Below are 11,866 nucleotides of genomic sequence, written 5' to 3' on the forward strand. Positions count from 1 at the left end.
GAACATCATGCAATATTGGACTGACAGGCTTGCTCAAGCGCACCAGATCAATACAACGCCTTTCGAGGTAATGTTTTTTAATTCGATCAAGGTCTTCTTCATCTTCACGCAAATAAAACTGCGGAGGCATTTCATCATACCAACGCAAGATGAATTTACCCCCGTTATCGGCTTGATAATGCCCATAAGCAAGGCTTTCATCAAATACCACAAATAATTCCTGGTCGCGGCTCAACTGCGTCAACTGCCTGATCTGCACGTACCGATCGCCTGGCGGTTGATCCACAATCGCCGACACGTCAGAAAGCACGCGCTTACGCACCGAAAAGCCATTTTCCTTAGTGGAGTAAATAGCGGGCGCACCCAAACGAATTAGGTTCTTTTGCCACTCTCTCCCCACGGATCGTTCGACTTCACTTTCGATAATTTCATCGTACTGAGAGCTGCCGGGAAAGGTCGCATAAAACTGATCCCAGGCAGCGTTGATTGTTTCCAAATCAAATAAAAAAACTGCATATTGCAAAGGTACATTACCTGCGATATTCGTCGAGGGTGCGTCGTTAGGTGTTTTTGACCTTGCCATCGCTGCAGTCCTTTCGAATGTGCTTTAATTAAAAGCTGGGCTGCATCACTGTCTCACCAACACCGCCCTACCGGCTACTGGCATTTTTATCAGGTTTTACCCTATACCTACGGATGCACGTATAATGCACCCCCCGCAATGAAGAGACGCCTATGACCACCCCCCGTTTGGAATACCACCTGCAGTTGCTGCGCCACCTGCGCACTATCCTTGTTGCCTTGGGCGACGCCGAGCAGGTGCCGGAAGAAAGTCACACATTATTTCTGGAGCGTTTTGATGAGCTGCTAACGCTGCTACCGCAATCGCCCCTCGAAAGCCAATACTTAGGGCAAGACCTAATGTGCCAGGTCATTCAGCGTTATCCGCAAATCGCCCACTTGGTCCCCCGTGACCTGCTTTGGTTCTTTGCCGGCGATTGCTTGCATTTCATGCCCGACCCGGAGCTGGCGCTGTACCAGCAACTCGAAGAGCTGCGCTACGAAGCGGAGCTCAAGGGCGACGCTTTCGATTGGGCCGCGCACAAAAACGCGCTCAGCCAGCAGAGTTCCAGCTCCGAACACTGATTCAACGACAGGTCGTGGCGTTGCCGCACATGATCTGTCATTAAAATCATCGCCTTTGAAGATTCCACCTACAGCCCCGCCGCCAGCCCCCATCCTAGACTTTGCTTCGCTCATGCCACCCTACCCTGGGGTGTAGCCGTGAGCTTTCATGTTCGTGACCAACACAATCACTACTTCTATTCGGACTTCATCATGAAAAAAGCTTTGTCAGCCCTGGCGTTGACTGCTGGCGTGTTCAGCAGCGCTGCGTTCGCCAACACCGGGCAGATCAACTTCCAAGGTACCGTCACCAGCGGCACCTGCTCGATCGAGATCATTGACCCAAGAACCGGCCTTCCGCTGACCAGGATCGACCTGGGCAATGTCCCAAGCACCTATTTCAAGAACGTCAATGATGAGCTGGGCATGCGCTCATTCGTAATGCGCGTCACCCCTGGCGCCGGTTGTGACACCTCGGCAACGAGCACCGGCAATGTGACGTTCACCAGCGGGTACGGCTCAACCGGCCCTGCAAACAATCTGTACGCTCTGGAACCGGGCAGCGTCGGCGAATTGGGCTTGGCCATCAAGGACAAGAACAATCAGTTGATCGCATACGGTACCGAATCCATCGATTATGACCTGGACGATACTGACCCCACCGACATGCTGTTCTCCGCAGCTTACCGCGCGACCAAAATTCCGGTCACAGCTGGCACGGCCAACACATCGGTCAACTTCGTGTTCACCATGAAGTAAGGCTCGCTCCAGGCTGCACTGACCGTGCACCTGGAGACTCATTTTGCCCCTTCGCAACAGGCGCTTTTCATGTTCAACGTTTCTGCATCGGTGACCCGGTGGCGGCTGCTAGCTGCCCTGGCTTTTATCGCTTGCCCGCCTTCAGCGCAAGCAGCGCTGACCATCAACACCACACGCGTTGTCTACAACAGCGACATGCGTAACACATCGGTGGTGGTGGCAAACCCAAGCAGTCAACTCTTCGCTGTACAAAGCTGGGTGAACACCGAAACCGACGACACCCAGACCATCACTCCCCTGATGGCGAGCCCGGCCCTGTTTAGGTTGCCCCCTGGCAAAGAGCAATCCGTGCAAATCAGCGGCCTGCCCAATGATCTACCACAAGATCGCGAATCACTGTTCTACTTCAACGTGCAGGAAATCCCGCAGTCCAGCAGCGGCGAAAATGAACTCACCATCGCCATTCGCACGCGTATAAAAGTGTTCTTCCGCCCGCAACAATTGAAGACGCGACCGCAAGATCATCTGGCCCAGCTCGAATGGTCAATAATGCCAATCGACGGCAAGCTCCACCTACTGGTGAACAATCCATCGCCGTTTCACTACACGTTCGGACAGATCGAGATAAGTGGCCCCGGGCAACACGAAACGCTCAAGCCAATGCCCATGGTGCCGCCCTTGGGTTCTCAGCGCTACGAGCTAACAAAGATACACTCAGTAGAAGGCTTGCGTATCATGTTCAACACCGTGAACGACTACGGCGGAGCAAGCCCAAAAATCAGCAAAGATCTACCTCTGGCCACCGTTCGCTAACTGCTGCCCTTGTCTATTTTCAACGTCAGTTCGTACAAGTTTGGCGTGCTTGGCCATGTTTGCCCAGCGTCGAAGCTGATAAAGGCTTTTACCTGCATCGACGAATCGTCTTTCAGGGTGTTCAGAAACGACAAAGGGACAGTCAGCTCATTACGGGTACCCAGGCCGATCTGCATTTCCTCCGGCGTCACGGCATGGTTGTCGATCACCGTGTATAAAGCGGCGCCCGAGTCGCTGATACCAGTCACCTGTATGCGCAATCGGCAATCGGTACTCATGTACTGCCAAGTATCCAAGGTGATGTGCGCCGCCACCTTAACCTCACTCAGGAGTAGGTAACCCGGCGTCATTTCCGACTCCACCACCTGGGGAATTGGTAGTCCTGGGCTGAACGGGTTCACCGCCACGAGCCGGTGGTCAGAATCTAACGTTTCGTTCTTCTGGGTGATGACTTGGTAGTAAAGGGGTATCGTCTTACCGCTGTGGGTTGCAATGCTAAGTTTTGGAATCACGAATTCCCCGGGGGCCCGCTCGTCCACGAGCGTTTCCGCCCCCACAGCCCCAACCTGCGCCCACTGCATCTGTACGCGCTCCCCAGGGTTGATGGTGGCCTGTGCTGACACGATAGCGACCAAATCGCCCGTCAAGCTGGCTACATTCAGCGTAACGGTTTGAGCCGAGCCAGTGGCTTTAGGCAAAGCTGGCCATGGCAAACTGCGCGGGATCGGTGCGGCCGCGACCGTGAGCGGGACGGTACGCGATCGGGCGCTGAGGTTACCGGCACGGTCCATGATTCGGTAATGCAAATAGCGCACACCGTCGCCCCTTTCACGAATCATTTCCCCCTGAAATTCCAGCCGAATCGGTTCTCCCGACTCCATGTACTCGTGAGTAAGATCGAAGTCGTCGACACGGTCATTGTCATTTAGCTGGCGATCCCAGAAGAACGTGATGCGGTCACCTACCACAGGCTCGATGTACTGTGGCACCTCAACAACCAGCTTGTCGTCATGCTCCTCCAGATAGAAAGCAGTCAGACCGTCTTCAATGACTTGCGCGGGTATCTGCAGTGCCCCTTCATCAGCATCAAGACGCGGTGCAATCTCATCGATGGTCAGCACCAGAGGTTGGGAGCGCTCACGCACGCCGTTGTAAAGTTCAATTTCGTAGACCAGCTCATGCTCCCCATGGCGCAAGTACCTGACCGGGACCTCGACAAAGTAATCATCATCGGGAATGGTCGAGGTCCACTCCTTTCGATCGACGACTTCATCGTTCCAGTAAAGGCTCAAGGCCTCCGGGTACGTCACACTTGGGTCTGAGTTTGGCCAAGGGTCCACCGCGACGTGTAGCGCAGACCTCAGCGCATCCACTGGCAGCAGATTGGGCTGCCCACCAGGCACATCCTCAAGGGTTTCGATCCGCGGCGGGGGCGCTACACGCGTGGGGTGGTCAGTGCGTCTGGACATGGCATTCTCCACATATGCGTAGACAAAAAAAGGGGAAGCTTTCGCTTCCCCTGCATATCACCAACTGTAATGCAGACCGACGTTCGCCCCCCAAGGCTGCTCGATCTTGCTGCCATTGCTGTAATCGAAATCAGCATGGACCTGCCAGCGCTCAGCCACAGACACCGCAACCCCGACCCCAACTTCACCCCGCGAACCCGAAAGGTCGTTGTCGAAACGATGGTCATTGACCTTGGCCTGATTGTTGTTCGCAAACTCATGCACATAGGCCAGGCGCATATAAGGCTGCAGCACACGCCCGTCATCCAGCTCAAAGTTGCGCCCAACCGTAGCCCCTGCTTTGCCTAGCAAAGACTGCGTGCTGTCGCCTTTGGCGCGCAGGCCGTTATCCAGGCTATAGCTCTGCCCTTGAATACGTACCGCCGACCACTGGGTAAACGGCTCGACAAAATAGCCCTCGCCTAGCGAGATGTGGCGCCCGAACTCCAGCGAGCCACCCATACCCAACGTATCGTAATTACCCTCGGTACGAGTGCCATCGCTCATGCTCACTTTCGACTCATTGTCGAACCGGTTGAGTTTGACCACGGCATCGAAGTAGTACCCACTACTGGCATCCAGCCAGGTAGCGTAGCCACCCAGGTAGTAGCTCTTGACGTCGGCGGACGCGCCGCGGGCAACATTCAGGTCAGACGTGCTGTAGCCGGCCATAACACCGGCCAGCCACTGCCCGTCCCCTAAAGGCAATGGAGCATCCGCCCCCAGGGATATACCTTGCTGAACCTGGCTGTACGCAACCCCGGACGACTCGCTCACATTGAATTTATTGCCATAGCTGCGCATCCAGGCACCTGACTTGCGCTGATCCAAGCGCAACTCCCCCATGCGACTGCGCAACGAGCTGAGCTCGCCGTACCAAACGGTTGGTGCCGTATTGAACAATGCGAGCGCCGAGGCCGCACCCGGGCTGATGATCTTGCTGGACCCATCCAGGTACCAGTCAGAACCTGCGGCACTGTCACGCTGCACCAACTCGTAGGAAAATGCCCCAAGATCCACTGGGCCATTGATCAACGAAAACCGTGCATCGCCCGCGTCCGCATGCACCAGATGCAACGAGTTCTGCTCAGTCGGCTCAGTCCCAGAACTGCTCACCAGCAAGCCATGATTACCAGTCGCCGTGCCCACTTGCAGGAAATCAGACTGCCCCCCGCCAAAATCAGCATCCATGATGAACGTGCCGCTACCGGCCAGCGTTCCCACAGTCAATGTCTGATACTGGCCCGGCTCACCAAAACTCACCACCCCGTCGTTCATGGCCAAGCTGCCGACCTGGCTGTCTTCCACCATGTTCCAACGCCCCTGGCTGTTGAGGGTCAGGCCTGCAACGTTGTCCAGACGACCGGTCAGGCTTGCCTGATTTTCCAGCGTAAGGTTTGCGCTAGAACCTTCCTCCACACGCACATCGCCCTTCAACTGGCTGCCATTCACGCGCATCGAGGCCGACGAGTTGTTACTGACTCCAAGTAGCACCCCATCGCCACCCACGAGGCTGGACTCCGGCCCGACCACGATATTTGCGCTGGCACCGGACTGTGTGGCATTGCCTACTTGAATAGCCGGGCCATTGATTCCCTCTACACGGGAGCGCAGCAAGTTCACCTCGGTGGTACCGCCCCCCTGGGCGGCTCCGCCAAGAATGCGCACGCCTGCACTTTCGCCGGTCAGCGCACTGTCCTCAGCGTTGAGCCGGGCATCACCGAACAGGTCCGCGGCGGTCGCATTTGCGCCTGTACCGATCAACTCACTGCGCTGTACATTCAGCTGCGAGTCTGCCGAAACGTAGGCACCCCCACTGTTTCCCTGCACCCGGCTATCGGAAATTGTTGCCGCTGACCCAGTCTCGGTAGCGGAATCGCGGGTCAAGCGCAGCCCATGCAGGTTTGCAACCACCGACGCCCCATTGGCGATAGTCGCAGTACCGCCCGCGCCCACGTTAACGCCAAAGTTGTTACCCGTGGCTTGAATGGTGCCGCCATTCATCATGAAGGCGGCGCCAGGGTCCATACGCACGAAGTCGATGGTTGCACCGTTTGAAATCAACGTGGCACCACTATTGATGAAATAATCATCCCTCAGCGCGCCAGCGCCAATGGTCCGCTCACCCTCGACTTCCGTAATCCCCATGGCCAACGGGCTGATAGCCAAAGCTAGGGGCGCAACTAGCGCACATGCCAAAGCAGGTCGGTTTATTGAGCAATAATGTAGCCACATCGCATGATCACCTCTATGCAGTATCAATTGCGCAAGAAGCTACCGGACAACACCGCCATTTTATGTAGGAAAATTCCCCAACCATCCAGCCGGCGGTCTACTGTAATCAAGACACCGGAGGCCAAGGAGTGATAGGGCATGAAGCAGAAGCATCATGCATCGCAACACTTGCCTTCACGACATCCGACACAACTGCTCCGCTATTGAACTCGTAACGGCAGAACCCACGGCCACTATGGGTGGTTGAGTCAAATTCATAAATGGGCAAAACGTATTCCGTATAAGGAATTCGCCAAATGAAGCCCGTGGCTGGGTATTCGGCACCTAACTCAATTATCTCGTTGAATCTGGCATCCAGTACCTCGGTATCACCCGATGCACCATGTAGCGCCCACCAGAACAGCTCCACCTCGTCGCCGTCCTTCAAACCATATTGGCTGAGGTCGCCAACCTCAACGCGCACAGCGGGAGGAAGACTGCTGTCAACAGGGTCCACCAAGGCATCGCACACCAGGTATCCTCTGGCGTTGACACCGTCAAACACTGGCGCATCTGGGTGCAGTACCACTGCGTCGACTTTGACCGGGCGTTTGCCCGACTTACCGATATTGGGCACCGTCTCGCGGAAAATGGTGTAGTGCACCTCGACAGTAGTATTGCCAGTTTCTTGGATATAACTCCAAGGGATCATCGCCGTCACCTTATCTCCCGGCGCATCGGCCCCTAACACTTTGTAGTCTGCTTCGCGGATATGTTTTCCCCCCCAGAAAAACTGCATTAAATCGTCTTCCTCTGCGCCGTCATACAGGTCGACTTCAAGCGAAGCATCTTTTCCATCGTCTGCTGGGACCAATACATTGGGCGTGCTTGAGCTATCCCCGTACACGTCCAGCAACGGCAAGCGCGGGTTGGTGATATCGGGCCATTCTGGAACGGGGTCAGTACCGGGGTCGATAGGGCCAATGATCTCAAAGTTGGTATCGACTTTAATTGCTTTGTTGCCTTGAGGCAGGGTACCTCGCCTGACTTCATAACTGACATCCACCGCCTTGGTGCCTTCTGCTGGGGCGCCGTAAGTGGCGCGCAAAATCTCTGTGCTGACCGGGAAGTCCTGGGGAAAGCCGCCAGCCCCAATGGCGCGCCAGCCTAGACGGGTCGTCCCCCAAGTCACATTGATTTCGTCAGTGGGCTTGTAGTTGTCGAATGCAAGTATGCGCACTTCTACACCCAACATTGCATCTTCCAAATCGACGAGGTCATCAGCAGGCGCCAATGGCACCACAGGGTCTTGCAAGTTGCTAGGCAGGGCCCCCAATGCCACCTGAACCTTGGTAGGAATCGCTGGGCGCCCAATATTGCCCGCCTTGTCGACCAATACGTAAGATATCCACTTGTCACCGTCACCTGCGGCCTTGATCTTGTCTGCGGGCACCGCCAACACCTGATTAGCTTGAGTGACCGGGGCGGTGCCGGCAGGGATCAAGCCGGTAAAATCATCCGGCACCTCTTCCAGCCAATACCAAAGTACCTGGTCGTAGAGCAGCGCATCTGTTGCGCGATCCGCGTAGTCAGGCAACGTAACCGTGATTGTGCCAACGTTGGTATCGGTAACTGGAGAGATCGTGGGCAAAGGGTCCGGCAAGCCGTTATTGGGCGGGGATGTACGATCAAAGAGCAAACCCAACGGGTCTGAATTGTACGTTTCGCCACTGTAGCCGTCGACTACATAGAAGAACATATGAGTTGCATCTGCCCCATATGCTTCGCTATGAACGCCCAAGCTCAGCTGTAATGGGAATAACCCTAGATCGTCTGTTGTGTATTCTCGGCTGAATATCTCTTGGCGCTCACCCGCTCCACCCACTTGGTGATACACCTTCAGATAATCTGGGAAGAGGTCACCAGGCGCTGCCATGTTGCCCCAGGCCGGGATGGTGATTACTACATCTTTCGTGGAGTCGCGTAGAATGGAAGCCAAAACAAGCTTGTGGGTTTCTTCAGCCAAATAAACTTTATCGATTCCAGGCGCCGGCAAATTAGCCAATGCTTCATCATTATTAAGATTAACCTGCCATTTTCTTGCCTCACGCCGTGCTGTTTCCGCCAATTCGAAGTGCCGTTTTGTATATTTCATGACATTTCCTCTTGCGACATGGGAGAGCGCCAGCATCGCGCGCGACATTCTGGCTACGATTGAACTACGTGCTGTCTATCGCCACAACTGACACTTTTATCAGGTTGACAAAACGGTCAAACCATCGTGGCCCTTTTCCGTCTCTTAATTAACCGCTGGAAATCTCATATCAATCGACAGCGGCAACTCAGCGCCCCTTCACTCTTCGAAGGTTTCGCTCATCTGACCCGCCAAACGGTCCAACGGGTCATAGCTGTAATTGACCGCATCACCCACCGGCAACTTGACATTCACCAACCGACCAAACGCATCGTAAGAGAGGGTCCGTTGCTGCTCGTCACGAATCAGGTTACCGTCCGCGTCATACAACAGCTCGATGGGTTGACCCGGGTCATAGTCGGCATGGCTATTCGAGATTTTCGTCAGCTGCGCCGGGTCGAGCGGGTTATCAAAACTGTACGTCGCATAATTACGTTCAAGGCGATTGCCATCGGCATTAGGGAAGAACGTGGTGACGAACGTAATATTGTCCACTTCATCGAAGTCGAACAGCTGTTGCCTGATAACTTTGCCGTAGGCATCGACCGGCGATAGCCGGCCTTCACAGCTATAAACTGTCAGCCGCCCTCGATCATCGTACTCGTAGGTTTCGTCGCGCAGTGTTTGTAATGCCTCAGGATCGGTCGCATCCTGCAAGTGACGTCGCTTGGCGCGGTCCATGCCATCGTACTCTTGCACCAGCCACTGGGTTTCACCTGGCATCTCGAAGATACGCATCACTTCGCGGTCAAAATCGTCGTACATCAGGCGAGTCGTCAACCACTGGTCACCGTCCACCGTGGTGATACTTTCGACTCGCCCCAGCTCATCGTGGCTGAACGAAGCGGTAGTACTGCCCAAATACGTCTGCTCTAAGCGGCCGGCCAGGTCGTAGGTATACGTCTGCACATTTCCCAGCACATCGGTATAACTCAGGTCACGGGCCAACAAGCTCTTCCGATAAAACATCTCATACTGAGCATCGCCCCCAATTTTGCGGATTTCCTGCTTAAGCTCACCGGTGCTGAAATACTCTCTAGACACCATCTGGCCTTGCTCGACGCACACCTTCAACCGCGCATTCAGCGCATCGTATTCGTAATCTGCGGTTACACCCTCGGCCCGCCGCTGCAATGGCTCGCCACTCAATTGCGGTGCGTAGCTGTACTCGATTTCAACGCCTTTTGGGGTAGTCACCCACCTGGGATTGTTTTGCCCTGGTTCATAACGCAACGTTCGACTACGCCCCCCAGTAATCGATTGAATCAGCCGCCCGAGGCCATCGAAGTGCTGTTCACCGAGTAGTTTGCCCGCCACCGAGATACGGGTGGGGAGGTCTTCTGTACTATGCAGGGCGTATTGTCTGCTGACCGTGTTCTTGTCGCCAAGCGTATGCTCCAGCAGCCGATCGAAAGCATCATAGACAAAGCGCTGCTCGGCCAGAGCTGCATCCATTTCACGGGCTTTGCGGCCCAGCCCGTCATAGAAGTAACGGTGCAAGCTGACTTGCCCACCCTTTGTGTCGACCCGTTGCTCACGTACCGTATTACCGGACACATCACGCCACTGGATGGTTTTTCCTGTGCTGAGCTTGCCGCTGGCGGATTCGCGCCAATCGGTCTGGGTTCGCAAAGTGCCAGACAACGCACTGTCGAACATATCGGTCACCGTGTATTGCTTGGTCTGGTCTGGCCCGATTTCACAGTATTGTTGGTTCCAGGCATCGAACAGGTAGTTGCTCTCTAACGCCAGGTCGTCCTCCTCTAGCCAATCGTATTGCACCTGTTTGACCAGATTCCCGAACACATCGAAAACCGCGCTGTAATTGGTACGCAGCGCTTCGCGCTGGGCAGCGGTTTGGGCATCGGCATCTTGGCGCTGCGTCAGAACTACCCGATTCAGGCCATCCACCAGTATGTGGGTCACTACCCCTTTCACATCCGTGGTTGTTTGACTGGCTTGCTGGCCTGCACTGTTGACGAGGAAATAACCGTAATGGCGTGAAGCGGTGTACTGTGGGTCGTTAGGTGCCACGGTTTCGCGGGTCACCCTACGCAGAGCATCGTATTCGTAGGCAATTTCGACATCGTTGTCGTCTCGATTAAGCAGAGCTTCGCCAGTCAGCATGGAGTGGCATGTCGTAATGGTCTTGCGAGCATCCCGCCGCCCACCCCCTTGCAATGGCTCATCGTGGTCGAAGCCAGTAAGCGTTTGCTGGGTTTGCAATACAGCTTCATGTTCAAGGGTGCTAGGCAAGCGTGTATAGATGAAGTCGGTGATGGTCTGCAAACCGTTGATGCTGAGGGCCTGGCGTAAAATGCGGCCGTGTCGCAACAAATCGGCAGGGTCGAGGAACGGCTCGATATCTGTTTGCGTCAATAGCTGATACTGCGCGCCAACACCTTCGCCCAACTGCTCGTGGATTTTGAAAATAGCGTATTCAGCTGCTCTGGCGCGCAACGGGTGTGTGCGAGCAATCACCGACTCGACAGCCGCGTAACGGTGATCAGCCACCAATATCGGTGCTCCAGGCTCTACATCACCACCGGTAGCGGGATAAGTGATGGTGCGCTTGAGCGTGCGCGTAAAACCGTGCGGGTCTGGCGGGCAACCCCCTTCTTCGCCTTGCACCGGGTAGTACTCGTTGACCACTCGGATACCATTGGGCTGTCGTTCTTCGATTTGGTTGCCGAAGTCATCAAAGTTAGTGGTAGTCACTTCCTCGTGATAACGGTTGTCGTCAGTACTGCTCATCTCCCAGCTCTGGGTGACGGTTTTGGCCATCTGGAAATAAGCAGGTTGCAGGTCGAAAGGCACCCCAGGCAATTCATGATAAACGGTGTGGATCTTGTGGACATGCCAGTCCATTTTCACTGTATCGTCACCACCACCCTGGTCCTCGAACTGCAACACTTCGCCATATTGCTCGGTGGTCTGCAGTGTCAGCAGGTGATGGCGGTTGTACTGGTAATGGGTTTTGCGGCGCACTTCAGCGCCGTCATATTCGTTGGCCGTGACCGTGAAAACGTAGTCGGCGGGGGCGTTGTAGAGGTTATCTTCACCCTGTGTCCAGGTCAGGCCACCATTGGCGCCCAAGAAGTTCTCAGCGCTGTAGGTGTACCGGGTCTTCATCACCGGCTGGCCAAAGCCTGGGTCCAGTTCATGGGTGTCGATACGGGGCAGGCGCTGCACGGGGGCGCCGTTGGGGAGTCGGTGCCCAGCGTCATCGTATGTGAGTGTTTCTCGCGAGCCG

Annotated in this window: 8 protein-coding genes; 3 read left to right on the plus strand and 5 right to left on the minus strand. The window is 55.3% G+C overall.

What is annotated here, in order from left to right; translation table 11 throughout:
* The coding region (locus tag ACK59H_RS21700; RefSeq protein ID WP_409264903.1) for a hypothetical protein at positions 1-583 on the minus strand (583 nt) is incomplete at its 3' end.
* Positions 584-735: 152 nt separating this feature from the next.
* Between ACK59H_RS21700 and ACK59H_RS21705 the strand changes: the two genes are divergently transcribed.
* The 3 genes from ACK59H_RS21705 (at position 736) to ACK59H_RS21715 (ending at position 2,697) form a co-directional block, all read left to right on the plus strand.
* Positions 736-1,146: a PA2817 family protein gene (locus ACK59H_RS21705; protein ID WP_060478205.1), complete on the plus strand. Its 411-nt coding sequence runs from the start codon at positions 736-738 to the stop codon at positions 1,144-1,146.
* A 138-nt stretch (positions 1,147-1,284) separates the two neighbouring features.
* Positions 1,285-1,884, plus strand: coding sequence for a fimbrial protein (locus ACK59H_RS21710; RefSeq protein WP_230849759.1), 600 nt, complete (start codon positions 1,285-1,287; stop codon positions 1,882-1,884).
* Between the two features lie 69 nt (positions 1,885-1,953).
* Positions 1,954-2,697, plus strand: a complete 744-nt coding sequence (locus ACK59H_RS21715; protein WP_060478204.1) for a molecular chaperone — start codon at positions 1,954-1,956, stop codon at positions 2,695-2,697.
* Here the strand turns inward: ACK59H_RS21715 and ACK59H_RS21720 are convergent.
* The 4 genes from ACK59H_RS21720 to ACK59H_RS21735 all read right to left on the minus strand — a co-directional run.
* Complete coding sequence (locus ACK59H_RS21720; RefSeq protein ID WP_060478203.1) at positions 2,694-4,166, minus strand: hypothetical protein; 1,473 nt, start codon at positions 4,164-4,166, stop codon at positions 2,694-2,696. The two genes, ACK59H_RS21715 and ACK59H_RS21720, sit on opposite strands and share 4 nt — an antisense overlap.
* A 57-nt stretch (positions 4,167-4,223) precedes the next feature.
* Entirely contained in the window at positions 4,224-6,353 is a 2,130-nt protein-coding gene (locus tag ACK59H_RS21725) for an autotransporter outer membrane beta-barrel domain-containing protein (protein ID WP_230849758.1), read from the minus strand.
* 193 nt (positions 6,354-6,546) lie between these two features.
* Positions 6,547-8,574, minus strand: a complete 2,028-nt coding sequence (locus ACK59H_RS21730; RefSeq protein ID WP_060478201.1) for a hypothetical protein — start codon at positions 8,572-8,574, stop codon at positions 6,547-6,549.
* Positions 8,575-8,772: 198 nt separating this feature from the next.
* The coding region (locus tag ACK59H_RS21735; RefSeq protein WP_409264905.1) for an RHS repeat domain-containing protein at positions 8,773-11,866 on the minus strand (3,094 nt) is incomplete at its 5' end.

This window comes from Pseudomonas sp. KCJK9000, from assembly GCF_046230725.1.
Taxonomy (GTDB): domain Bacteria; phylum Pseudomonadota; class Gammaproteobacteria; order Pseudomonadales; family Pseudomonadaceae; genus Aquipseudomonas; species Aquipseudomonas promysalinigenes.